The sequence below is a fragment of the Kluyvera sp. genome (assembly GCF_965301105.1).
This window is the reverse complement of record NZ_CBDKZX010000062.1, coordinates 1-23,407: the sequence shown is the minus strand read 5'-3', so window position 1 is coordinate 23,407 and position 23,407 is coordinate 1. Positions and strand designations below refer to the sequence as shown.

Annotated in this window: 21 protein-coding genes; 11 read left to right on the top strand and 10 right to left on the bottom strand. The window is 55.0% G+C overall.

Annotated features, from left to right (window positions below; all coding sequences use genetic code 11):
* The first annotated feature begins 29 nt into the window (after positions 1-29).
* Positions 30-2,825: a DNA polymerase I gene (gene polA, locus ACW14G_RS17445; protein ID WP_419057163.1), complete on the top strand. Its 2,796-nt coding sequence runs from the start codon at positions 30-32 to the stop codon at positions 2,823-2,825.
* A gap of 165 nt (positions 2,826-2,990) precedes the next feature.
* Positions 2,991-3,038, top strand: coding sequence for a spot 42 RNA, inhibition of DNA synthesis (locus ACW14G_RS17440; RefSeq protein WP_071892919.1), 48 nt, complete (start codon positions 2,991-2,993; stop codon positions 3,036-3,038).
* 154 nt (positions 3,039-3,192) lie between these two features.
* Here ACW14G_RS17440 and yihA read toward each other — a convergent pair whose 3' ends face one another.
* A complete protein-coding gene (gene yihA / locus ACW14G_RS17435; RefSeq protein ID WP_249022533.1) occupies positions 3,193-3,828 on the bottom strand; it encodes a ribosome biogenesis GTP-binding protein YihA/YsxC in 636 nt (211 codons plus the stop codon).
* A gap of 591 nt (positions 3,829-4,419) precedes the next feature.
* Between yihA and yihI the strand changes: the two genes are divergently transcribed.
* Positions 4,420-4,938: a Der GTPase-activating protein YihI gene (gene yihI, locus ACW14G_RS17430; protein ID WP_249022532.1), complete on the top strand. Its 519-nt coding sequence runs from the start codon at positions 4,420-4,422 to the stop codon at positions 4,936-4,938.
* Between the two features lie 188 nt (positions 4,939-5,126).
* The gene (hemN, locus tag ACW14G_RS17425; RefSeq protein WP_167577216.1) at positions 5,127-6,500 is read left to right on the top strand and encodes an oxygen-independent coproporphyrinogen III oxidase; all 1,374 of its coding nucleotides are present in this window, start codon (positions 5,127-5,129) and stop codon (positions 6,498-6,500) included.
* Positions 6,501-6,575: 75 nt separating this feature from the next.
* On the opposite strand, the gene ACW14G_RS17420 is transcribed toward hemN, so the two are convergent.
* The 4 genes from ACW14G_RS17420 to glnA form a co-directional block, all read right to left on the bottom strand.
* Positions 6,576-6,683 (bottom strand): YshB family small membrane protein, encoded by a 108-nt coding sequence (locus tag ACW14G_RS17420; RefSeq protein WP_157093498.1) that lies wholly within the window; start codon positions 6,681-6,683, stop codon positions 6,576-6,578.
* A 113-nt stretch (positions 6,684-6,796) separates the two neighbouring features.
* Positions 6,797-8,209 (bottom strand): nitrogen regulation protein NR(I), encoded by a 1,413-nt coding sequence (glnG, locus tag ACW14G_RS17415; protein ID WP_064540495.1) that lies wholly within the window; start codon positions 8,207-8,209, stop codon positions 6,797-6,799.
* A 9-nt stretch (positions 8,210-8,218) separates the two neighbouring features.
* Entirely contained in the window at positions 8,219-9,268 is a 1,050-nt protein-coding gene (glnL, locus tag ACW14G_RS17410) for a nitrogen regulation protein NR(II) (RefSeq protein ID WP_163448712.1), read from the bottom strand.
* A gap of 206 nt (positions 9,269-9,474) precedes the next feature.
* On the bottom strand, positions 9,475-10,884 hold the full coding sequence (gene glnA, locus ACW14G_RS17405; protein ID WP_455648703.1) for a glutamate--ammonia ligase: 1,410 nt from the start codon (positions 10,882-10,884) through the stop codon (positions 9,475-9,477).
* Positions 10,885-11,267: 383 nt separating this feature from the next.
* Here glnA and typA point away from each other — a divergent pair, with 383 nt between their 5' ends.
* The 5 genes from typA to fabY all read left to right on the top strand — a co-directional run bounded on the left by typA (position 11,268) and on the right by fabY (position 16,094).
* A complete protein-coding gene (gene typA, locus ACW14G_RS17400; RefSeq protein WP_455648702.1) occupies positions 11,268-13,091 on the top strand; it encodes a ribosome-dependent GTPase TypA in 1,824 nt (607 codons plus the stop codon).
* A gap of 132 nt (positions 13,092-13,223) precedes the next feature.
* Positions 13,224-13,823 carry a glucose-1-phosphatase gene (yihX, locus tag ACW14G_RS17395; protein ID WP_163448710.1) on the top strand — a complete coding sequence of 200 codons (600 nt, stop codon included), beginning with the start codon at positions 13,224-13,226 and terminating at the stop codon, positions 13,821-13,823.
* Positions 13,817-14,674, top strand: a complete 858-nt coding sequence (locus tag ACW14G_RS17390; RefSeq protein WP_163448709.1) for a virulence factor BrkB family protein — start codon at positions 13,817-13,819, stop codon at positions 14,672-14,674. The genes yihX and ACW14G_RS17390 overlap by 7 nt, the downstream gene beginning before the upstream one ends.
* Positions 14,671-15,108, top strand: coding sequence for a D-aminoacyl-tRNA deacylase (gene dtd, locus ACW14G_RS17385; RefSeq protein ID WP_163448708.1), 438 nt, complete (start codon positions 14,671-14,673; stop codon positions 15,106-15,108). Before ACW14G_RS17390 ends, dtd begins: the two co-directional genes overlap by 4 nt.
* Positions 15,109-15,152: 44 nt before the next feature.
* Positions 15,153-16,094, top strand: a complete 942-nt coding sequence (fabY, locus tag ACW14G_RS17380; protein ID WP_163448707.1) for a fatty acid biosynthesis protein FabY — start codon at positions 15,153-15,155, stop codon at positions 16,092-16,094.
* Between the two features lie 26 nt (positions 16,095-16,120).
* Here fabY and ACW14G_RS17375 read toward each other — a convergent pair whose 3' ends face one another.
* The gene (locus ACW14G_RS17375) at positions 16,121-17,035 is read right to left on the bottom strand and encodes an alpha/beta hydrolase (protein WP_249022531.1); all 915 of its coding nucleotides are present in this window, start codon (positions 17,033-17,035) and stop codon (positions 16,121-16,123) included.
* Between the two features lie 198 nt (positions 17,036-17,233).
* Here ACW14G_RS17375 and ACW14G_RS17370 point away from each other — a divergent pair, with 198 nt between their 5' ends.
* Together ACW14G_RS17370 and ACW14G_RS17365 are read left to right on the top strand one after the other, a co-directional pair.
* The gene (locus tag ACW14G_RS17370; RefSeq protein ID WP_163448705.1) at positions 17,234-17,488 is read left to right on the top strand and encodes a ribbon-helix-helix domain-containing protein; all 255 of its coding nucleotides are present in this window, start codon (positions 17,234-17,236) and stop codon (positions 17,486-17,488) included.
* On the top strand, positions 17,485-17,856 hold the full coding sequence (locus ACW14G_RS17365; protein WP_163448704.1) for a type II toxin-antitoxin system VapC family toxin: 372 nt from the start codon (positions 17,485-17,487) through the stop codon (positions 17,854-17,856). Before ACW14G_RS17370 ends, ACW14G_RS17365 begins: the two co-directional genes overlap by 4 nt.
* Positions 17,857-17,893: 37 nt before the next feature.
* Here the strand turns inward: ACW14G_RS17365 and fdhE are convergent, their stop codons facing one another.
* The 4 genes from fdhE to fdnG all read right to left on the bottom strand — a co-directional run.
* Positions 17,894-18,823: a formate dehydrogenase accessory protein FdhE gene (gene fdhE / locus ACW14G_RS17360; RefSeq protein WP_163448703.1), complete on the bottom strand. Its 930-nt coding sequence runs from the start codon at positions 18,821-18,823 to the stop codon at positions 17,894-17,896.
* Positions 18,820-19,455: a formate dehydrogenase cytochrome b556 subunit gene (fdoI, locus tag ACW14G_RS17355; protein ID WP_064540466.1), complete on the bottom strand. Its 636-nt coding sequence runs from the start codon at positions 19,453-19,455 to the stop codon at positions 18,820-18,822. The genes fdhE and fdoI overlap by 4 nt, the downstream gene beginning before the upstream one ends.
* Positions 19,452-20,354: a formate dehydrogenase subunit beta gene (gene fdxH, locus ACW14G_RS17350; RefSeq protein ID WP_065357314.1), complete on the bottom strand. Its 903-nt coding sequence runs from the start codon at positions 20,352-20,354 to the stop codon at positions 19,452-19,454. The genes fdoI and fdxH overlap by 4 nt, the downstream gene beginning before the upstream one ends.
* Positions 20,355-20,366: 12 nt before the next feature.
* Positions 20,367-23,407: formate dehydrogenase-N subunit alpha (gene fdnG / locus ACW14G_RS17345; RefSeq protein ID WP_455648701.1), on the bottom strand; the 3,041-nt coding region annotated here is incomplete at its 5' end.

Below are 23,407 nucleotides of genomic sequence, written 5' to 3'. Positions count from 1 at the left end.
CCATAATCTGATAAACAGGCACGGAAATTATGGTTCAGATCCCAGAAAACCCTCTTATCCTCGTTGATGGATCCTCTTATCTCTACCGGGCGTATCACGCATTCCCGCCGCTGACAAACCGCGCGGGCGAGCCGACCGGCGCTATGTATGGCGTGCTGAACATGCTGCGCAGCCTGATTCTGCAGTATCAACCTACCCATGCCGCAGTGGTTTTTGATGCGAAGGGGAAAACCTTCCGTGATGAACTGTTTGAAGACTACAAATCGCACCGTCCGCCAATGCCGGACGATCTGCGTGCGCAGATTGAGCCACTGCACGCGATGGTAAAAGCGATGGGGCTGCCGCTGCTGGCCGTTTCCGGCGTGGAAGCGGACGACGTGATTGGCACCCTGGCGCGCGAAGCGGAAAAAACGGGGCGTCCGGTGCTGATCAGTACCGGGGATAAAGATATGGCGCAGCTGGTGACGCCGGGCATTACGCTCATCAACACCATGACCAACACCATTCTTGGTCCGGACGAAGTGGTCACGAAATATGGCGTGCCGCCAGAACTGATTATCGATTTTCTGGCGCTGATGGGCGACTCTTCAGATAACATTCCAGGCGTCCCTGGCGTGGGCGAGAAAACGGCGCAGGCATTGCTGCAGGGTCTTGGCGGCCTGGATGCGCTGTACGGCGAGCCGGAAAAAATCGCCGGGTTAACCTTCCGTGGCGCGAAAACGATGGCAGCCAAGCTGGAGCAGAATAAAGAGCTGGCCTACCTCTCCTACAAACTGGCGACCATTAAAACAGACGTTGAGCTGGAGCTCGGCTGTGAACAGTTGACCGTGGCCGCACCGGCGGCGGACGAACTGCTAACGCTGTTTAAGAAATACGAATTCAAACGTTGGATCACCGACGTTGAGTCCGGTACCTGGATGCAGGCCAAAGGCTCGAAGCCAGCGGCGAAACCAGCGGGCAAAGCGATAGTGGCTGAAGTAGAGGTAGAGGTTGAAGAAACGGCAGCCACCCTCTCGTCAGAAAACTACGTCACCATTCTCGATGAAGCCACTCTGGTTAGCTGGATCGAAAAGCTGAAGAAAGCGCCGCTGTTTGCTTTCGATACGGAAACCGACAGTCTCGATAATATCTCCGCCAACATGGTAGGCCTGTCGTTCGCCATTGAACCGGGCGTGGCCGCTTATGTGCCGGTCGCCCACGACTATCTGGACGCGCCAGATCAGATCGCCCGCGAACGTGTGCTTGAACTGCTTAAGCCGCTGCTGGAAGATGACGCGCTGCTGAAGGTGGGACAAAACCTGAAGTACGACCGCGGAATTCTGGCCAACTACGGCATTGAACTGCGCGGGATTGCCTACGACACCATGCTCGAGTCCTACACGCTGGACAGCGTTGCCGGGCGTCACGATATGGACAGCCTCTCCGACCGCTGGCTGAAGCACAAAACCATTACCTTTGAAGAAATTGCAGGCAAAGGTAAAAACCAGCTCACCTTCAACCAGATTGCGCTGGAAGAAGCCGGGCGCTACGCGGCAGAAGACGCCGACGTGACGCTACAACTGCACCTGAAAATGTGGCCAAAGCTGCAAAAAAATGAAGGTCCGCTGCGCATTTTCAACGAAATTGAAATGCCGCTGGTACCGGTGCTGTCGCGCGTTGAGCGTAATGGCGTGAAGATTGACCCTGCCGTACTGCACGCGCATTCGCAGGAGATCGCCAAGCGTCTGGTCGAGCTGGAGCAGAAAGCTTACGACATTGCCGGGGAAGAGTTTAACCTCTCCTCACCAAAACAACTGCAAACCATCCTGTTTGAAAAGCAAGGCATCAAGCCGCTGAAGAAAACGCCGGGTGGCGCGCCGTCCACTTCTGAAGAAGTACTGGAAGAACTGGCGCTGGACTACCCGCTGCCGAAGGTGATTCTTGAGTATCGCGGTCTGGCAAAACTGAAGTCAACCTACACCGACAAGCTGCCGTTGATGATCAACCCGAAAACCGGCCGCGTGCATACCTCCTATCACCAGGCGGTTACCGCCACCGGTCGCCTGTCATCAACCGACCCGAACCTGCAAAACATCCCGGTACGTAACGACGAAGGCCGCCGTATTCGCCAGGCGTTTATTGCGCCGGAAGATTACGTCATCGTCTCTGCCGACTACTCGCAGATTGAGCTGCGCATCATGGCGCACCTGTCGCGTGACGAAGGCCTGCTGAAGGCGTTTGCCGAAGGGAAGGATATTCACCGCGCCACCGCGGCGGAAGTCTTCGGGCTGCCGCTGGAAAGCGTCACCGGCGAGCAGCGCCGCAGCGCCAAAGCCATCAACTTCGGCCTGATTTACGGCATGAGCGCCTTTGGCCTCGCGCGCCAGCTGAACATTCCGCGTAAAGAAGCGCAGAAGTATATGGATCTCTACTTCGAGCGTTACCCTGGCGTACTGGATTATATGGAACGCACCCGCGCGCAGGCGAAGGAACAGGGCTATGTTGAGACGCTGGATGGCCGCCGTCTGTACCTGCCGGACATCAAAGCCAGCAACGCCGCGCGTCGCGCTGGCGCTGAACGTGCGGCGATTAACGCCCCGATGCAGGGGACCGCGGCTGACATCATCAAACGGGCCATGATTGCCGTTGATGGCTGGTTAGAAACTGAGAAGCCGCGCGTGCGCATGATCATGCAGGTTCACGATGAACTGGTCTTTGAAGTGCACAAAGACGACGTGGATGCCGTGGCGAAGAAAGTACACGAACTGATGGAAAACAGCACTACGCTGGACGTGCCGTTGCTGGTGGAAGTCGGGAGTGGCGAAAATTGGGATCAAGCTCATTAAGTGTTCGATGAACAATGGAGTTTTATGTAAGTAAGCAACATAACTTATCTAATTTTGTGATGAACATTAGAATTCGTTATGTAACAAGTGAAAAAAAACTACAAAAAATGCTTTCTGTCAGCATTAAAAAAGAGTAGAGTTACTCTCGTAGGGTACAGAGGTAAGATGTTCTATCTTTCAGACCTTTTACTTCACGTAATCGGATTTGGCTGAATATTTTAGCCGCCCCAGTCAGTAATGACTGGGGCGTTTTTTATTGGGCGAAAGAAAAGTTTTGCCGCAGTCGATTGGTCGTGAAAAAGGGAGTCTGGTCGGGAAGTACCCGGGACAGGGCGCCAGGCGCCGCTATCCGGGACGTAGAGAGAGGTTACTCTGCAGCAGCCTCAGGATCTTCCTGTGGCGGAATATCGTTAAACCAGCTGTCCAGCTTCTGACGCAGCTTGTCCACGCCCTGCTTTTTCAGGGAAGAAAAGGCTTCAACCTGCACGTCGCCGTTAAAGGCAATCGCCGCTTCACGCACCAGGTTCAGCTGTGCTTTACGCGCACCGCTGGCCAGCTTGTCAGCTTTGGTTAACAGTACCAAAACCGGGATTTCGCTGGCGACGGCCCACTCGATCATCTGCTGGTCGAGGTCCTTCAGCGGATGGCGAATATCCATCAGTACCACTAATCCTTTCAGGCACAGACGTTTTTCCAGGTATTCACCCAGCGCACGCTGCCACTTGATTTTCATCTCTTCCGGCACCTGTGCGTAGCCGTAGCCCGGCAAGTCGACCAGACGTTTGCCGTCAGCCACTTCAAACAGGTTAATCAGCTGCGTACGACCCGGCGTTTTTGATGTACGCGCCAGGCTTTTCTGGTTGGTCAGCGTATTCAGGGCGCTGGATTTCCCCGCGTTGGAGCGGCCGGCAAAAGCCACTTCGATTCCGGTATCGGAAGGTAAGTGGCGGATATCTGGCGCGCTGGTGACAAAGTGCGTCAGTTGATAGTTCCAGTTAGTCAAAACGGTCGTCTCCGTTAAATCAGGCATTGGGGGCGATTATACCCGATCGGCAAAAAAAGGCTGGAATTACTCCAGCATCGTCAACTGTAAGCCGATGCCCTTCCGTTTGTAAGACATTTGCCATATCCGCTATGGGAAATTGAGGAAAGAATATCGGCGAGATTATATGCAAATTATTTAAAATCATAATATTACACACGGGCAATAATCTTATTTATCCAATTTTCGCCATCTCATTGCTTGTTAGTTTAACGCAACAAGGTAAAGTAGCACCCATCGGCAAGGGCGCCAGAAGGATTTAGACTCAGGATGAGGGGTCAGGAACGCCAGGAGGCGAAGACCTACGGAATCTGTCAGGATGACCAACGTCTGGAGACGTTACGCAGGGAAAGGGAACAATAACAGGGACTGTTATAGAGCTAACGGATAGACAGGGCGCGTTGTAAGCAAACATGGAATGTAGAACCCGTTAAGGGTGTGAGTCAGGAAAAAAGGCGACAGATTACTCTGTCGCCTTTTTTCTTTGTTTGCTTTCTGCTAGATTCCGGCTCAATTCTATACTGAATAAAACGGCTTAAAAGATCTGACATCATGAAAAAACCAACCTCTGCACCGCGTAACAAAGCGCCAGGCAAACAGCGTCGTAAAACGCGCGAAGAGCTGAATCAGGAAGCGCGTGACCGTAAACGCGACAAGAAGCACCGTGGCCACGCGCCGGGCAGCCGCGCCAGCGGCAGTGAGGGTGCATCTGGCTCCAACAAACAGAAGCAGCAAAAAGACCCCCGTATTGGTAGTAAAAAACCGATCGCGCTGGGCGTGACTGAGGCGCCGGTCGTCAAGCAGCACAAACCGAAGAGCGAGAAACCTATGCTTTCACCGCAGGCTGAGCTGGACATGCTGGAGACTGATGAGCGCCTGGATGCGCTGCTGGAACGTCTGGAAGAGGGCGAAACCCTGACTGCTGAAGAGCAAGCCTGGGTCGATGCCAAACTGGATCGCATTGATGCACTGATGCAGCAACTCGGCCTCTCTTACGATGATGACGAAGAAGAAGAAGAGGAAGAAGAGGGTAAGGAAGACGTCATGCGTCTGCTGAGAGGCGGAAACTAACGTTTGCACCCGATTGGCCTGCCAGTCCTGCTTATAACCCTTTTGGTTGTATGTTATCTGGGGTGGTTATTCGTTAAACTACGACGGTTGTCGCGGCGTCAAAATTGGCTGCGCAACCGGCTGGCGCTGCGTAATGCGGCCAGGCCGGCAAGCCGTCGTCGTTTTCGACATCATCGCAAGGAGTGAGCATGTCTGTGCAGTTAATCGACTGGGATCTGGCCCTGATCCAGAAATATAACTATTCCGGGCCACGGTATACCTCGTATCCCACGGCGCTGGAATTCTCCGACGCGTTCGGCGAAGCGGAGTTTCTGAGCGCCGTTGCGCGCTATCCTGAGCGGCCCCTGTCGCTGTACATTCATATCCCGTTCTGCCATAAGCTCTGCTATTTCTGCGGTTGCAATAAGATCGTTACCCGCCAGCAGCACAAAGCTGACCAATATCTTGACGTGCTGGAGCAGGAAATCCGCCAGCGCGCGCCGCTGTTTACCGGCCGCCATGTTAGCCAACTGCACTGGGGCGGCGGTACGCCAACCTATCTGAATAAGGCGCAAATTAGCCGTCTGATGACGCTGCTGCGCGAGAATTTTCACTTCGATGCGGACGCGGAGATCTCCATTGAAGTTGACCCGCGTGAAATTGAGCTGGATGTTATCGACCATCTGCGCGCCGAAGGCTTCAACCGCCTGAGCATGGGCGTGCAGGACTTCAATAAAGAGGTACAGCGCCTGGTTAACCGTGAGCAGGATGAAGAATTTATCTTCGCGCTGCTCAACCACGCCCGTGAGATTGGTTTTACGTCGACCAATATTGATCTGATCTACGGTCTGCCGAAGCAAACGCCGGAGAGCTTTGCTTTTACCCTCCAGCGCGTGGCAGAGCTGAATCCGGATCGCCTGAGCGTATTTAACTACGCGCACCTGCCGACGCTCTTCGCCGCTCAGCGCAAAATCAAAGATGCCGACCTGCCTTCGGCGCAGCAGAAGCTGGATATCTTGCAGGAGACCATTAACTCGCTGACGCAAGCGGGCTATCAGTTTATCGGCATGGACCACTTTGCGCGTCCGGATAACGAACTGGCCGTGGCTCAACGTGAAGGTGTGCTGCACCGCAATTTCCAGGGCTATACCACCCAGGGCGACACCGATCTGCTGGGCATGGGCGTTTCCGCCATCAGCATGATTGGCGATTGCTACGCCCAGAACCAAAAAGAGCTGAAGCTGTACTATCAGCAGGTGGCCGAGCAGGGCAACGCGCTGTGGCGCGGTATTGCGTTAACTCGCGATGATTGCATTCGTCGTGACGTGATTAAGGCGCTGATCTGCAACTTCAGCCTCGATTTCCCGGCAGTGGAAAAACAGTGGGATCTGAACTTCAGCGACTACTTTGCCGAGGACCTCGCGCTGCTGGCTCCGCTGGCAAAAGATGGGCTGGTGGATGTGGATGAGAAGGGCATTCAGGTGACCGCCAAAGGCCGTTTGTTGATTCGCAACATCTGTATGTGCTTCGACGCCTATCTGCGTCAGAAAGCGCGTATGCAGCAGTTCTCACGGGTTATTTAAAGACGACACGATGGCGCTACGCTTACCGGGCCTACAAATCGACGGTAGGCCGGATAAGCGCAAGCGCCATCCGGCTTAGCTGAACAGCCCGACCAGCGCCGCACACAGCACTGCGGCCATCGCTGTTTGCGGCGAGTGGCTGGCAGCACCGCTCGACGCCAGATTAATTAATGATTCAAGCATGTTTCTTCCCCCAGGTAGTCGCGGGCAGAATGATACTTAACTCATCGGAACAGTAAAGTATAAAATTGCAGCAACTTGCGCGAATCGAGCAATTTTTACACTTTACTCCGACCTTACTCCATTCCGAGTTCTTTCAGTTTGCGTGTCAGGGTATTACGACCCCAACCCAGCAGGCGCGCAGCTTCCTGTTTATGCCCTTGCGTATGGCGTAGGGCGGTCGTCAGCAGCGTACGCTCCATCTCCGGCTGGGCTTCGGAAAGCAGATTTTGATGACCGGAACGCAGCGCGCGATCGGCCCACTGCGCCAGCAGCGTCGCCCAGCTATCCGGTAGCGACGCCGCCGCGGTGCTGTCCGGCTGGCTGGCTTCAAACAGTTCGCCCGGCAGATCCTGAATCAGCACCTCTTGCCCGGCGGCCATCACCGTCAGCCAGCGGCAGGTGTTCTCCAGCTGACGCACGTTACCCGGCCAGGCCAGACGCGTTAAAGCGGCTTCGGTTTCCGGGTGCAGCAGCTTGGCTTCAACGCCCAGCTCGCGGGCCGCGACCTGCAGGAAATGATGCGCCAGACGCGGAATATCTTCCCGACGCTCACGTAATGGCGGGAGGTGGACGCGAATCACGTTCAGGCGGTGGAACAGATCCTCACGGAACTTACCTTCCTGTACGCGCTGTTCCAGATTCTGGTGGGTAGCCGCGATGATACGTACGTCGACCTTCACCGGCGCATAGCCGCCGACGCGGTAGAACTGGCCGTCGGCCAGCACACGCAGCAGACGAGTCTGGACATCCATCGGCATATCGCCAATTTCATCGAGGAACAGCGTGCCGCCGTCGGCCTGCTCAAAACGCCCCTGACGGACGGTATTGGCGCCGGTAAAGGCCCCTTTCTCGTGACCAAACAGTTCGGACTCAATCAGGTCTTTGGGGATTGCCGCCATATTCAGCGCGATAAACGGCGCTTTGACGCGCGGGCTGTGGCGGTGCAGGGCGTGAGCGACCAGCTCTTTACCGGTACCGGACTCGCCGTTAATCAGCACGCTGATGGAAGAGCGGGAGAGACGGCCGATAATACGGAACACGTCCTGCATGGCCGGCGCTTCGCCGATGATATCGGTGGTCGGCCCATCAACCTGCACATTGCGCGGCTGCTGCTGTTCCTGGTAGTGGCTGATAGCGCGTTCAACCAGCGCCACTGCTTCGTCAATATCAAACGGTTTTGGCAGGTAATCGAACGCCCCTTGTTGATAGGCGCTGACAGCGGCGTCCAGATCGGAATGTGCCGTCATTATGATGACCGGAAGCATTGGATGGCGTTGCTTGATTTGTGTTAACAGCGCCAGACCATCCATCCCGGGCATACGAATATCGGACATCAACACGTCAGGGGTTTTGGTAGCCAGCGCATCCAGCACCTCTTTCCCACCCTCAAACGTTGTGCAAGTTAGCCCTGCGCCGGTGAGTGCGCGTTCAAGCACCCAACGGATGGAGCTATCGTCATCAACGACCCAGACTATCCCTCGTTGCATAAACACACCTTATTTTTTAATTGGCAGGAAAACCGAAAACTCGGTATGGCCTGGCCAACTGGTAAATTCAATTTTGCCGGAGTGCTGATCGATCAGGCTGCGCGCGATCGACAGACCCAGCCCGGTGCCACCTTCGCGGCCGCTGACCATCGGATAAAACAGCGTATCCTGCAAATGTGATGGAATGCCGGGGCCGTTATCTTCGACATCAATTCTGGCGGCCAGGCGGTAGCGAACGCCGTGTAGCGTTAACTGAAACGCGGTGCGGGTACGCAGGACGATTTCGCCCCCTTCAGACCCCAGAGCCTGAAGCGCATTACGCACGATATTAAGAAGAACTTGCTCAATCTGGTCGGGATCATGCGGTAATTCTGGCAAACTTGGGTCGTAGTCGCGAACCAGCGTGACGTTTTCCGGCAGCTCCATCGAAACCAGTTTCACCACGCGCTCGGCCACCTTATGGATGCTCTCGGTGACATGCGTACCGGGATGCTGCGGGCCAAGCAGGCGATCGACCAGATTACGCAGACGGTCGGCCTGTTCAATAATGACATTGGTATATTCGGTTAGCGCGGGGTCGGGCAGCGCTTTACTCAGCAGCTGTGCCGCACCGCGTAGGCCACCCAGCGGGTTTTTAATCTCATGGGCAAGGCCACGCACCAGATCGCGCGCGGCAATCTGTTGAGCGTGCTGAAGCTGCTCCTGGCTGAGGCGACGCTGATTATCCATTGGCGCCATCTCCAGCAGGATAAAGCCGTCAGGCAGCCGCTGTGCGGTGAGCGAAAGAATATGCGAGCGACCGTCGATAACCAGCGTCACTTCGTTATCGGTGAACCCCTGGCCGGTTTGCAGGCTTTCCTGCATTAAGCCGACGTTGAGCGAGAAATAGCTCAGAAGCTCGGGAAGCGGCGTGCCGAAAAGTTTACGCGCGCTCTGCGCCAACAGCTGCTGTGCCGCAGGGTTTGCGTAGTGAACGGCCAGATCGTCATCGACCAGTAAAATGCTGTTGATTAACGAGTTAAGGATCTGCCCAGCATCGGGCAGCGCGCCTGTTGCCATTTAGCAGTCTCCTGAAAAGGCTTGCACTGTTTTAGTGCAGTATAGCTTTTTACGGATAAAAAGCGCGGGAAATCAGGTTGTTGGTGGAGAAAAAAGCCCATCCTGAGATGGGCTGAAAGTTTCCACGGCAACTCAATTCCCGATTATCGCGCCAGCACCCATCGGCAATGACGCGACATCATCGGGAAAGTACAACTCAAAACGTATTAGACGCTGTAGTACAGCTCGAACTCTACCGGGTGCGGAGTCATGCGAACGCGGTCGTTCTCTTCGGTGCGCAGCGCGATGTAAGCATCGATAGCTTCATCAGTGAATACGCCACCTGCAGTCAGGAACTCGCGGTCTGCATCCAGTGCGTTCAGTGCTTCTTCCAGAGAGCCAGCAACCTGTGGGATCTCTTTCGCTTCTTCCGGCGGCAGGTCGTACAGGTTTTTGTCCATGGCTTCGCCCGGATGGATCTTGTTCTTGATACCGTCAAGGCCAGCCATCAGCAGCGCGGCGAAGCACAGGTACGGGTTAGCTGCCGGGTCCGGGAAGCGTACTTCGATACGACGTGCTTTCGGAGAAGCAACAACCGGAATACGGATAGATGCAGAACGGTTACGGGCAGAGTAAGCCAGCATAACCGGCGCTTCGTAACCCGGGACCAGACGCTTGTAGGAGTTGGTGGTCGGGTTAGCCAGGGCGTTGATCGCTTTAGCGTGTTTGATAACGCCGCCGATGTAGTACAGCGCCTGCTCAGACAGACCCGCATATTTGTCACCGGAGAACAGGTTTACGCCGTTCTTGGACAGGGACATGTGGCAGTGCATGCCGGAACCGTTATCGCCAAACATCGGTTTTGGCATAAAGGTCGCGGTTTTACCGAAGCGGTGAGCGACGTTGTGAACCACATATTTGTAGATCTGAATTTCGTCCGCTTTTTTGGTCATGGTGTTAAAGCGGGTCGCGATTTCGTTCTGGCCAGCGGTTGCCACTTCGTGGTGGTGCGCTTCAACTACCAGACCCATTTCTTCCATGATCAGACACATGGTAGAACGGATGTCCTGAGAAGAATCTACCGGAGGAACCGGGAAGTAACCGCCTTTCACGCCAGGACGGTGACCTTTGTTACCACCTTCGTATTTGGTGGAGGAGTTCCATGCGCCTTCGATGTCATCGATAGCGACGTGGGAACCGGAGATGGACGCGCCGAAACGGATGTCGTCAAACAGGAAGAATTCTGGCTCTGGCCCGAACAGAACGGTGTCTGCGATGCCGGTAGAACGCAGGTACTCTTCAGCGCGTTTAGCGATGGAGCGCGGGTCACGGTCGTAGCCCTGCAGGGTGCCAGGTTCCAGGATGTCACAACGAATAATCAGGGTAGACTCTTCAAAGAACGGGTCGATGAGAGCGGTAGATGCGTCCGGCATCAGAACCATGTCAGATTCGTTAATGCCTTTCCAGCCGCCGATAGAGGAGCCGTCAAACATTTTGCCTTCTTCGAAGAATTCGGCATTCACCTGATGGGCAGGAATCGTGACGTGCTGTTCTTTACCTTTAGTATCGGTGAAGCGCAGATCGACAAACTTCACTTCATGTTCATTCAGCATCGTCAAAACGTGTTCAGCGGACATACTTTACATCTCCCGGATTTGTCATTGTCGTCGTCGTGGTAACGAGGTCTTCTATCACTGCTTAAAAATGGCGTTGTTGCCGTGAAAAATATAAAGCGAAATCTGTGCCAACTTTTAAATCACCCCCAAAAGGCGCTATCATGCGCACCATAGTGCAAAAGGGCTGCACCATGATAGCCGTTTTGCACCATTATAGTGCTTACACGCGAGCGTTGAGCACCATATTGGTGCAAATTGTGATTAGGTGCCCTTTTTATGCTCCGTGAAAGCGATCACAAAGAAACTCTGCGATACTTGTTTGCGGAGGATCTCTGTGATCCTGTTTTGTAGTGCGATTAATCCGTGTACAATAACGCGCTATTTCTAATGCCCGAGGCAAAGTTGTGATCGAAAATTTGCGTAACATCGCCATCATTGCTCACGTTGACCATGGTAAAACTACCCTGGTTGATAAGCTGCTGCAGCAATCCGGTACGTTCGACGAGCGTGCTGAAACTCAAGAGCGTGTGATGGACTCCAACGATTTGGAGAAAGAGCGTGGGATTACCATCCTCGCAAAAAACACCGCTATCAAATGGAATGACTACCGTATCAACATCGTTGATACCCCGGGGCACGCCGACTTCGGTGGTGAAGTTGAACGTGTAATGTCCATGGTCGACTCTGTGCTGCTGGTGGTTGATGCAATGGACGGTCCGATGCCGCAGACGCGCTTCGTGACCAAAAAAGCCTTTGCCCACGGCCTGAAGCCAATTGTTGTTATCAACAAAGTTGACCGTCCTGGCGCGCGTCCTGACTGGGTTGTTGATCAGGTATTTGACCTGTTCGTTAACCTCGACGCGACCGACGAGCAGCTGGACTTCCCGATCGTTTACGCTTCTGCGCTGAACGGTATCGCGGGTCTGGATCACGAAGACATGGCTGAAGACATGACCCCGCTGTATCAGGCGATTGTTGACCATGTACCGGCGCCGGACGTAGACCTTGATGGTCCGCTGCAGATGCAGATCTCCCAGCTGGACTACAACAACTACGTTGGCGTTATCGGTATCGGCCGCATCAAACGCGGTAAAGTGAAACCGAACCAGCAGATCACTATCATCGATAGCGAAGGCAAAACCCGTAACGGTAAAGTCGGTAAAGTGCTGACTCACCTGGGTCTGGAACGTATCGACAGCACCCTCGCGGAAGCGGGCGACATCATCGCCATCACCGGTCTGGGCGAGCTGAACATCTCCGACACCATCTGCGATCCGCAGAACGTCGAAGCGCTGCCGGCACTGTCCGTCGATGAACCGACTGTTTCTATGTTCTTCTGCGTTAACACCTCTCCGTTCTGTGGCAAAGAAGGTAAATTCGTTACCTCTCGTCAGATCCTTGACCGCCTGAACAAAGAGCTGGTGCACAACGTAGCGCTGCGCGTTGAAGAAACCGCTGACGCCGATGCGTTCCGCGTTTCTGGCCGTGGTGAACTGCACCTGTCCGTTCTGATTGAAAACATGCGTCGTGAAGGTTTCGAACTGGCGGTATCCCGTCCGAAAGTTATCTTCCGCGAAATCGATGGCCGCAAACAAGAGCCATACGAGAACGTAACGCTGGACGTCGAAGAGCAGCACCAGGGTTCTGTCATGCAGGCACTGGGCGAGCGTAAAGGCGACCTGAAAAACATGAATCCAGACGGTAAAGGCCGCGTACGTCTCGACTACGTGATCCCAAGCCGTGGTCTGATCGGCTTCCGTTCAGAATTCATGACCATGACTTCCGGTACCGGTCTGCTGTACTCCACCTTCAGCCACTACGACGACGTTCGTGCGGGTGATGTGGGTCAGCGTCAGAACGGCGTACTGATCTCCAACGGTCAGGGTAAAGCAGTTGCGTTCGCACTGTTCAGCCTGCAGGACCGCGGTAAGCTGTTCCTGGGCCACGGCGCAGAAGTTTACGAAGGCCAGATCATAGGTATTCACAGCCGTTCTAACGACCTGACCGTCAACTGCCTGACCGGTAAGAAACTGACCAACATGCGTGCATCCGGTACGGATGAAGCGGTTGTTCTGGTTCCGCCTATCCGCATGACTCTGGAGCAAGCTCTGGAATTCATCGATGATGACGAACTGGTCGAAGTGACTCCGCAGTCTATTCGTATCCGTAAACGTCACCTGACGGAAAACGACCGTCGTCGCGCAATGCGCGGTGCGAAAGAAGAGTAATCTTCTTTTTTCCGTGACCAAAACCCTGCCTTATGGCGGGGTTTTTCTTTTTCTGATAGCGCGCTTTTGTTCATGGTCAAACCCCGCCTTTCCCGCTACAGTAAAAATTCCACGGCGTGAACGGAGGCAAAAATGCTCTATATCTTTGATTTAGGTAATGTGATTGTCGACATTGATTTCAACCGTGTTCTGGGAACGTGGAGCGACCTTGCCCGTGTGCCGCTGGCGCAGTTGAAGCAGCGCTTTACTATGGGGGAGGCATTTCACCAGCACGAACGCGGTGAAATATCGGATGAAGCATTTGCGAAAGCGATGTGTCACGACCTGGAACTTCCGCTGAGTTACGAGCAGTTTGCCCACGGCTGGCAGGCGGTGTTTGTCGCACTGCGTCCCGAAGTTATCGATATCATGAAGACGCTACGCGAGCAGGGACACCGGGTGGTAGTACTCTCGAATACCAATGCGCTGCACACGACTTTCTGGCCGGATGAATATCCGCAAATTTATGCTGCCGCTGACCATGTTTACCTCTCGCAGGAGATGGGCATGCGTAAACCAGAGGCCCGTATTTACCAGCGCGTACTTGAACTGGAAGGTTTTTCCGCCGCCGATGCGGTCTTTTTTGACGATAACGCCGATAATATAGAGGGTGCTAGCCGGTTGGGGATAACCAGCGTGCTGGTGACAGGGCGTGAAACCCTACCCGATTATTTTACGAAGACGTTATGCTAAAAACCGGTCATCAAAAATATACCCGGCCGCTGGTGGCGTGGTTCAAAATACTCTGGCGGCGCATTGATGAAGACAATATGACGACGCTGGCGGGCAACCTGGCCTACGTGTCGCTGCTTTCACTTGTGCCGCTGGTGGCGGTCATTTTCGCTCTGTTTGCGGCCTTCCCTATGTTCTCGGAAGTGAGTTTGCAAATTCGCCACTTCGTTTTTGCCAACTTCCTGCCCGCGACCGGCGACGTTATTCAGCGCTATATCGAGCAGTTCGTCGCCAACTCCAACAAAATGACCGCGTTTGGCGCCTGTGGCCTGATCATTACCGCGCTGCTGTTGATGTACTCCATCGACAGCGCCCTGAACACGATCTGGCGCAGCAAGCGTGTGCGCCCGCATCTTTACTCGTTTGCGGTCTACTGGATGATTCTCACCCTCGGCCCGCTGCTGGCGGGGGTGAGCCTGGCAATTAGCTCATATCTGCTTTCGCTGCGCTGGGCCAGCGAGCTTCACGGCGTGATTGATAACCTGCTGCGGTTGTTCCCGCTGCTGCTCTCCTGGCTTTCCTTCTGGCTGCTCTACAGCATCGTTCCGACAACTCAGGTGCCGAATCGCGATGCGATTGTCGGGGCGCTGGTCGCCGCGCTGCTGCACGAACTTGGTAAGAAAGCCTTCTCGCTCTATATCACCGCATTTCCCTCTTACCAGCTGATTTACGGCGTGCTGGCGGTGATCCCCATTTTGTTTGTCTGGGTCTACTGGACGTGGTGTATCGTCTTGCTTGGCGCAGAAATAACTGTCACTCTCGGTGAATACCGAAAACTGAAATCAGAACAACAAGAAGCAGAAGAACCATGATTGCATTAATTCAGCGCGTCACCCGCGCCAGCGTAAGCGTGGCGGACGAGGTGACGGGGGAGATTGGCCCAGGACTCCTGGTGCTACTGGGCGTAGAGAAAGACGACGACGAACAAAAAGCGAATCGCCTGTGCGAGCGCGTGCTCGGCTACCGTATTTTTAGCGATGCCGACGGCAAAATGAACCTGAACGTGCAGCAGGCCGGCGGCAGCGTGCTGGTGGTGTCACAGTTTACGCTGGCGGCTGATACCGAGCGCGGGATGCGTCCTGGTTTTTCCAAAGGTGCGGCCCCGGATCGTGCAGAAGAACTCTATGAGTACTTTGTGCAGCGCTGCCGCCAGCAGGAGATCAACACGCAAACGGGACGATTCGCTGCAGATATGCAGGTGTCACTGGTCAATGATGGCCCCGTGACATTCTGGTTACAGGTATGAACCCACTTCCCGGTAGAACGCGGGGAGCAAAAGAGAGCGCGATTATGTACCATCTCCGAGTACCGCAAACGGCAGAAGAGTTAGAGGAATACTACCAGTTTCGTTGGGAAATGCTGCGTAAGCCGTTGCATCAGCCAAAAGGGTCCGAGCGAGACGCCTGGGACGCGATGGCGCACCATCAGATGGTGGTGGATGAACAGGGAAAGCTGGTCGCTGTCGGGCGACTGTACATCAACGCCGATAACGAAGCGTCGATTCGTTTTATGGCTGTCCATCCAGAAGTGCAGGACAAAGGACTGGGCACGCTGATCGCCATGACGCTGGAATCTGTCGCCCGACAGGAAGGCGTGAAGCGTGTAACCTGTAGCGCGCGTGAAGATGCCGTGCCGTTTTTCGCCAAGCTGGGCTTTGTGAACCAGGGGGAGATCACCACCCCGCAAACCACGCCGGTGCGCCACTTTCTGATGATTAAACCGGTGGCGTCGTTGGACGATATTCTGCATCGTGGTGACTGGTGCGCGCAGTTGCAGCAGGCCTGGTACGATCATATCCCGCTCAGCGAAAAGATGGGCGTGCGCATTCAGCAGTACACCGGGCAGAAATTTATCACCACCATGCCGGAAACCGGTAACCAGAATCCACACCACACGCTGTTCGCGGGTAGCTTGTTCTCGCTGGCGACACTGACCGGCTGGGGCCTTATCTGGCTGATGCTGCGTGAGCGCCATCTGGGCGGCACAATTATCTTAGCCGATGCTCATATCCGCTATAGCCGGCCGATTGCCGGCAGACCAACGGCGATCGCCGACCTGGGCTCACTGAGCGGCGACCTGGACCGACTGGCCCGTGGCCGCAAAGCGCGTGTTCAGCTACAGGTTGAGCTGTTCGGTGATGAGAAAGCGGGCGTGGTATTTGAAGGCACTTATATCGTGCTTCCCGCTAAGCCTTTTGGCGCCTTCGAAGAAGGCGGCAACGAAGAGGAGTAGCTTAGAGCCCACGCTCCTGATGCTATTTATTCACGAGTGGCCGCGCGCCAGGCCACGTCGCGTATTGCGTCCCGCGCCGTCTTGCTCACGCCGCCCAATTGGAAAAATCCGTGGATAACGCCGAGATAGCGCTGGCAAGTACACGCCACGCCCTGGTCGTTCAGGCGGTGATATAGCGCTTCGCCTTCATCACGCAGTGGATCGAACTCTGCGGTGAGAATATGCACCGGCGGTAAACCGGCAAAATCTTCACGCCATATCGGACTGGCTTCCGGGTGGCGGAGGTCGGTATCCTGGAGATACATTTCAAAACCCGATAGCAGCGTATCGCGGGTGATGATGTAGTCTTGCCCGTTGCTGGCATAGCTGGGGAAACTGGCGGTAGCGTCAAGCATCGGGTAGATCAGCAGCAGCTTCGCCGGAGACCATTGGGCGGTTGATTTCAGGCGTAGCGCGCTGACCAATGCCAGGTGCCCGCCTGCGCTGTCACCAGCAAGCGTGATACGTTCACGATCGATGCCTAACTGCTCCGCGTATTGATGGACGATATTGGCCCCACGTTCAGCGTCGTCATGAGCCGCAGGGAAGGTGTGCTCTGGCGCAAGACGATACTGAATGGCAATCACTCTACAGCCGCTTTTCCAGGCCAGTTGCCGTAGCTGGAGGTCATGAGTCAGAAAGCCGCCGCTAACAAAACAGCCGCCGTGATAGTAGAGGATACAGGGTAGCGAACCGGATGCGTTTAGCGGCGAAACGACGCGAAATGTCATCCCTTCCAGCACGATATCTTCCGATTTTACTCGAATCTCTTTCTCGCCCGCCAGCGACGTGCTGGCAATATAGCCCACTCTCCGATCATCAATATTCTGCTCTCGTGAAGAGGGGCGGCCCGCAGCGATAAACCCGGCAACCAGTTCCGCAATTCCTTTTTCCAGTGGCATATAAGGCTCCTAAGGCTGTATGTATGTACAGTTTATAACCTGGTTTAATGAGAAGAGAAACGGGTAAATAAAGTTGCAGCATTATTCTGGATAGCCGCTCGCAAAAACGATTATTTCTACAAAATGAGAGTGCCACGTTTAGCGAACTGCGTGTATTTTGTTCGCTTATTGAGCATGGATGATATACTAGAGGTATATATGAGTATGATGGCGGAAAGGGATATGGGCAGAATACTTCTCGATCTATCAGATGAGGTGATCAGGCGTCTCGATGAGCTCAAGCAGCAGCGGAATATGCCACGTGCGGAGCTGCTACGTGAAGCGGTAGAAATGTATCTGGAGAAACAAAATCAGGCTGAACAGGCTATCGCCGGCGCGCTTGGCATTTGGCAAGAGTGTGAAGACGATGGCGTTGAATTCGAAAGAAAACTCCGCGAGGAGTGGACGCGATGAATGGTCCAGTCATCTTTGATACTAATATTTTAATCGATCTGTTTAGTGGCCGGGTTGAAGCTAAAAATACGTTGGATTTGTATCCGCCGCAGCATGCTATTAGCTTGATTACCTGGATGGAGGTGATGGTGGGCGCAAAGCGATTTCATCAGGAGCGGCGCACAAGAATGGCCCTGAATGCTTTTGAGGTCATAGAGATATCGCCCGAGATTGCCGAAAAGAGTGTCAACCTGAGGCAGGAATATGGCATGAAGCTGCCGGATGCCATCATTCTGGCCACTGCGCATATACACCGAAGAGAATTGGTCACGCGTAATACAAAGGATTTTGCCGGGCTACCTGGCGTGATAGTGCCTTACGCATTGTAAACCGGGCAGGGATGACCGCCCGGTTTTACCAGAGAACTTACTCCCCTTCCCCCGGGAACAGGAACGGGTTGATAGAGCTACGGGCGAACCCTTCCTGCTCCATCCGCGCGTCCAACACCAGTGAGGCGAGGTCGTCAGCCACGGCTTCCACTTTCGGGTCCTTTTCCTGATACAGAATCTTCAGGTAGGTGCCGCAGTCGCCACAGCTTTCGGCTTTAATCGCAGCCTGCTCATTATCCAGAGACCAGTAGTGCAGGTCGCGACTTTGTTCGCAGTTACTGCACTTCACGCGCACGACATGCCACTCGGTTTCACACAGGTTGCAGTGCAGATAGCGCAGCCCCTGAGTGGTGCCAATTTGCACCATGCTGGAAACCGGCATTGAGCCACACACCGGGCAGTACTGACGCTGTTCGCCGTATTCTGCATGGGCTTTACCTGGAATCAGGCTCGCCATCTGCGCCCAGTAGAGTGACAAGGCGGCCCAGATGAACGGCGCTTTATCGCTGCTGACGGATGAGAAATCCGATTCAAACAGCGCGCTGGCCATTTGCTCCAGCTCCTGTTCGGAGGCTTTCTCCAGATTCTCGATAACCGCCAGCGCTGGGCCACTCATTTCCGGCTTCAGTTCAGCAATCATGGAGTGCAGCAGCGTGTGCCAGTGTTTATCGCGCGGCAGAACGTGGATATCCAGCGGCGGCTTGCCCTGGTCGTTTGCCTCTTTAAGACGCGCGCTCAGATCCATCCGCAGCGGATGGTCGTACAGAACCACTTCCTGTGCGTGAGCAATCAGTGCCGCAAAGCGCAGGTAGTCGCCCAGCGGGTTGTTCTCTGCCAGCTCGCGCAGACGCTCGGCGCGACGATTGTAGAGGTTCTTGAGTCTGGGGAACAACAACGGCGGAATGACTTCCGCCGTACGTTTCTCGCTCGAACCCAGCTCATCTTGCGGGATTATGCGAATACTCATTCAGATGACTTTTCCTGTTTCTGGCGGACTTCACGGTACCAGCGCGGGTGATGTTTCTTCGCCCACGATTTGGTAACCCATCCTTCCACCATCGCGGTAATGGTGCCTTTCACCCAAAGGGCGGCGTAGATATGCACCATGATAACCACAATTAACGCCACTGCGGCAAATGAATGCAGCATTAACGCGAATCGGATCACCGGGATTGAGAAAGCAGGCGCAAAATACGGACGCCAGATAATCACGCCGCTCACCAGCAGCAGAACCAGGAAAATAATCGCCGCCCAGAAAACGCATTTCTGACCGAAGTTATAACGCCCGGTGTCACCTACTTCCTCGTTGACGACGATCTTACGAATATTCTTCGCCCAAAAGATATCATCCCGATTGATTAGATTATGGTGCCAGTAACGGAAAAACATGATGATAAACGACGCAAACATGATAACGCCGACAAACGGGTGCAGAATGCGCGCCAGCTGCGGAGTGCCCATGATTTGCATCAACCAGTTGAAGGACGGGAAGAAAAAGCCCAGCCCGCTCACCGCCGCCAGAATGAAGCAGAAGGCGGTGACCCAGTGGTTGATGCGTTCCGGCGCCGTGTAGCGCACGATGGTGTCACGTCTTTTCATTTGCGCACCTCGTCTTTCTCTTCATCAAGATTATCCTCTTCCTCTTCCGCACGGTTCGGACCGACCCCGACGTAGTGGAAGACGCTCGCAGCGAACGTGGCGGCAAAGCCGATAGCGGCTAACGGTTTCCAGACGCCTTTCCAGAACTTCACGGTAGCGCTGATTTCCGGGTTTTCCGGCAGGCCGTGGTACAGATTCGGCTTGTCGGCATGGTGCAGCACGTACATCACGTGCGTACCGCCAACGCCGGCCGGATCGTACAGCCCAGCATTATCATAACCACGGGTTTTCAGCTCGGCCACGCGCTCGCCCGCCAGCGTTTTCATATCCTCTTTAGAACCAAAGTGGATAGCGCCGGTTGGGCAGGTTTTCACGCACGCCGGTTCCTGCCCGACGTTAACGCGGTCGACGCACAGCGTACATTTGTAGACGCGGTTGTCTTCCGGGTTAAGACGCGGGACGTTGAACGGGCAGCCCGCGATGCAGTAGCCGCAGCCAATGCACTGCTCGGACTGGAAGTCGACGATACCGTTGGCATACTGAATGATAGCCCCTTCCGCCGGGCACGCCTTCAGGCAGCCTGGGTCGGCGCAGTGCATGCAGCCATCCTTACGGATCAGCCATTCCAGTTTGTCGTTCTGCTCCACTTCCGAGAAGCGCATGACCGTCCAGGATTTAGCGGTCAGATCGGCGGGGTTATCGTACACTCCGACGTTGCTGCCGATTTCATCACGGATGTCGTTCCACTCCGAGCACGCCACCTGACAAGCCTTACAGCCGATGCAGGTGGTGACGTCGATAAGCTTTGCCACCTCTTCCTGGTGATCCCGCGCGCGGGGCGCGGGAGTGAAACCGTTAGTGGCGGAACGACGAATAATATCTTGCGATTGATAAGCCATAGGTCGTCTCCGTTACACCTTTTCCACGTTCACGAGGAAGGACTTAAATTCCGGCGTCTGCGTGTTCGCATCGCCGACGAATGGCGTCAACGTATTGGCAATAAAGCCTTTTTTCGCTACGCCTTCGTAGCCCCAGTGGATTGGAATACCGATAGTATCGATATCCTTACCGTCCACTTTCAGCGTGCGGATACGCTTGGTCACCACCGCCTTAGCTTTAATATAGCCACGGTTGGAGGAGACTTTGACGGTATCGCCGTGGGCGATGCCGAGCTTATCTGCCAGCTTTTCACCGATCTCTACAAACTGTTCCGGCTGCGCAATGGCGTTAAGCAGCGCATGCTTAGTCCAGTAGTGGAAGTGTTCGGTCAGACGATAGGTGGTACCGACGTACGGGAATTTATCCGCTTTCCCCAACGCTTCCTTGTCGCCTTTAAAGATACGGGCGGCAGGGTTGGAAATGACGTTCGGGTGCAGCGGGTTAGTCCCCAGCGGCGTTTCAAACGGCTCATAGTGTTCCGGGAACGGACCTTCTGCCATCTTGTCGAGGGCAAACAGGCGACCCATCCCTTCCGGCTGCATGATGAACGGCCCGACGTTACTGCCCGGCGCCGCAGCGCTGTAGTCCGGAATATCCACGCCGCCCCACTTCGCGCCGTCCCATTTCAGGAGCTGGCGTTTTGGATCCCACGGGTTGCCCTGCGGGTCAGCGGAAGCGCGGTTATACAGAATACGGCGGTTGAGCGGCCACGCCCAGGCCCAGCCCAGCGTGTTGCCAAGGCCGGATGGGTCGGCGTTATCGCGGCGCGCCATCTGGTTGCCTTCAGGCGTCCAGCTACCGGCGAAGATCCAGCAGCCGCTGGCGGTTGTCCCGTCGTCACGCAGTTGGGCAAACGAGCTGAGCTGTTGGCCTTTCTTCACGATAACCGCACCGGTCGCCGGGTCGATAATATCGGCCAGCGCCTTACCGTTGCTCTCCATCGCCACTTCCTCGGAAGCCGGTTCATTTGGCGTTGAGTAGTTCCAGGTCATGTTCAGCACGGGTTCTGGCGCCGGGCCGCCTTCTTCGGCGTACATCTTACGCAGACGCATGAAGATACCGGCGAGGATTTCACCGTCGGTGACCGCATCCCCCGGGGCATCCGCACCTTTCCAGTGCCACTGCAGCCAGCGTCCGGAGTTAACGATAGAACCGTTCTCCTCGGCAAAGCAGGTGGACGGCAGGCGGAACACTTCGGTCTGGATTTTCGACGGATCAACATCGTTCGACTCGCCATGGTTCTGCCAGAAGGTCGAGGTTTCGGTGTTGAGCGGATCGATAGTCACCAGGTACTTCAGTTTCGACAACGAGGCGACAATCTTGTTTTTGTTCGGGAATGAGGCAACCGGGTTGAAGCCCTGGCAGATATAGCCATTGACCAGGCCCTGATTCATCATCTCGAAGTATTGAAGAACGTCGTAGCCTTTGTCCCATTTCGGCAGCCAGTCAAAGCCCCAGCTGTTTTCCGCCGTGGCCTTATCCCCATAGAAAGACTTCATCATTGAGACGAAGAATTTCGGGTAGTTACCCCAATAGTTAACCTGGCCATCCAGCAGCGGTTTTGGCGTGTTGGCGGTCAGATAGGTTTGCAGGTCAGCCTGTTTTTCACTTGGCAGCGTCATATAGCCCGGCAGGCTCTGTGACAGCAAGCCTAAGTCGGTCAGCCCCTGAATGTTCGAGTGTCCGCGCAGGGCGTTTACGCCGCCGCCAGCCATCCCCATATTGCCCAGCAGCAGCTGAATCATCGCCATGGTACGGATGTTTTGCGCGCCGATGGAGTGCTGCGTCCAACCCAGTGCATAAAGGAACGAGGCGGTTTTGTCGTGGGCGCTGGTTTCGGCGATGTATTCGCAGACTTTCAGGAAGTCAGCTTTTGGCGTACCGCAGATCTTCTCAACCATTTCCGGCGTGTAGCGGGAAATATGCTGTTTCAGCAGATTCCAGACGCAACGCGGATGGGTGAGGGTGGTATCCCGTTTCGCGTGACCGTTTTCATCCAGCTCGTAGTTCCAGGATGTCTTATCGTACTTGCGTGCTTCCGGGTCGTAACCGCTAAACAGACCGTCGTCGAAGCTAAAGTCTTCGCGCACGATAAGGCTGGCGTTGGTATACGCCTCGGTATACTCACGGTTGAATTTTTCGTTGTTCAACAGGTACAGCATCACGCCCGACAGGAAGGTAATGTCGGTACCGGAACGAATTGGGGCATAGAAATCCGCCACCGACGCGGTACGCGTAAAGCGGGGATCGATAACAATCAGCTTCGCGCCGTTGTGAATTTTGGCTTCCATCGCCCAGCGGAACCCGACCGGGTGAGCTTCAGCGGCATTACCGCCCATCACCACAATGAGGTTGGCGTTCTTGATGTCGACCCAGTGGTTGGTCATCGCACCGCGACCAAATGTTGGAGCAAGACTTGCTACCGTTGGTCCGTGTCAGACGCGCGCCTGGTTGTCGACCGCGAGCATACCGAGTGCACGCGTAAATTTCTGGGTTAAATAGCCGGTTTCGTTGCTGGACGCCGAGGCACACAGCATACCGGTCGTGAGCCAGCGGTTAACGGTGGTGCCGGCATCGTTTTTCTCGACGAAGTTGGCATCGCGGTCAGCCTTCATCAGCTTAGCGATACGGTCGAACGCTTCTTCCCAGCTGATTTGCTGCCATTTATCAGAACCAGGTGCGCGATATTCAGGATATTTAAGACGGCTTTCGGAGTGGATAAAGTCCACCAGACCTGCGCCTTTCGGACACAATGCACCACGGTTTACCGGGTGATCTGGATCCCCTTCGATGTGGAAAATCGAGGCTTTCGCATTTTTTGCGCCGTCGCCGAGGCTATACATTAAAAGCCCACAGCCGACAGAGCAGTAAGTGCAGGTGTTACGGGTCTCACGGGTACGCAGCAATTTATACTGCCGTGTTTCCGCGAGTGCGATGCTCGGGGCAAAGCCCAGTGCTGCTGCCGTGGTGCCTGCCATACCGCCAGCGCAGATCTTAAAGAACTGCCTTCTGC

Excerpts from the sequence above, each read along its gene's own strand:
- fdhE (WP_163448703.1), bottom strand. The coding sequence starts at position 18,823 with ATGAGTATTCGCATAATCCCGCAAGATGAGCTGGGTTCGAGCGAGAAA.
- ACW14G_RS17375 (WP_249022531.1), bottom strand. The coding sequence starts at position 17,035 with ATGCCACTGGAAAAAGGAATTGCGGAACTGGTTGCCGGGTTTATCGCT.
- ACW14G_RS17370 (WP_163448705.1), top strand. The coding sequence starts at position 17,234 with ATGAGTATGATGGCGGAAAGGGATATGGGCAGAATACTTCTCGATCTA.
- ACW14G_RS17390 (WP_163448709.1), top strand. The coding sequence starts at position 13,817 with ATGCTAAAAACCGGTCATCAAAAATATACCCGGCCGCTGGTGGCGTGG.
- glnG (WP_064540495.1), bottom strand. The coding sequence starts at position 8,209 with ATGCAACGAGGGATAGTCTGGGTCGTTGATGACGATAGCTCCATCCGT.
- fdoI (WP_064540466.1), bottom strand. The coding sequence starts at position 19,455 with ATGAAAAGACGTGACACCATCGTGCGCTACACGGCGCCGGAACGCATC.
- ACW14G_RS17420 (WP_157093498.1), bottom strand. The coding sequence starts at position 6,683 with ATGCTTGAATCATTAATTAATCTGGCGTCGAGCGGTGCTGCCAGCCAC.
- ACW14G_RS17365 (WP_163448704.1), top strand. The coding sequence starts at position 17,485 with ATGAATGGTCCAGTCATCTTTGATACTAATATTTTAATCGATCTGTTT.
- glnL (WP_163448712.1), bottom strand. The coding sequence starts at position 9,268 with ATGGCAACAGGCGCGCTGCCCGATGCTGGGCAGATCCTTAACTCGTTA.
- yihX (WP_163448710.1), top strand. The coding sequence starts at position 13,224 with ATGCTCTATATCTTTGATTTAGGTAATGTGATTGTCGACATTGATTTC.
- polA (WP_419057163.1), top strand. The coding sequence starts at position 30 with ATGGTTCAGATCCCAGAAAACCCTCTTATCCTCGTTGATGGATCCTCT.
- yihI (WP_249022532.1), top strand. The coding sequence starts at position 4,420 with ATGAAAAAACCAACCTCTGCACCGCGTAACAAAGCGCCAGGCAAACAG.
- fdxH (WP_065357314.1), bottom strand. The coding sequence starts at position 20,354 with ATGGCTTATCAATCGCAAGATATTATTCGTCGTTCCGCCACTAACGGT.
- glnA (WP_455648703.1), bottom strand. The coding sequence starts at position 10,884 with ATGTCCGCTGAACACGTTTTGACGATGCTGAATGAACATGAAGTGAAG.
- dtd (WP_163448708.1), top strand. The coding sequence starts at position 14,671 with ATGATTGCATTAATTCAGCGCGTCACCCGCGCCAGCGTAAGCGTGGCG.
- hemN (WP_167577216.1), top strand. The coding sequence starts at position 5,127 with ATGTCTGTGCAGTTAATCGACTGGGATCTGGCCCTGATCCAGAAATAT.
- fabY (WP_163448707.1), top strand. The coding sequence starts at position 15,153 with ATGTACCATCTCCGAGTACCGCAAACGGCAGAAGAGTTAGAGGAATAC.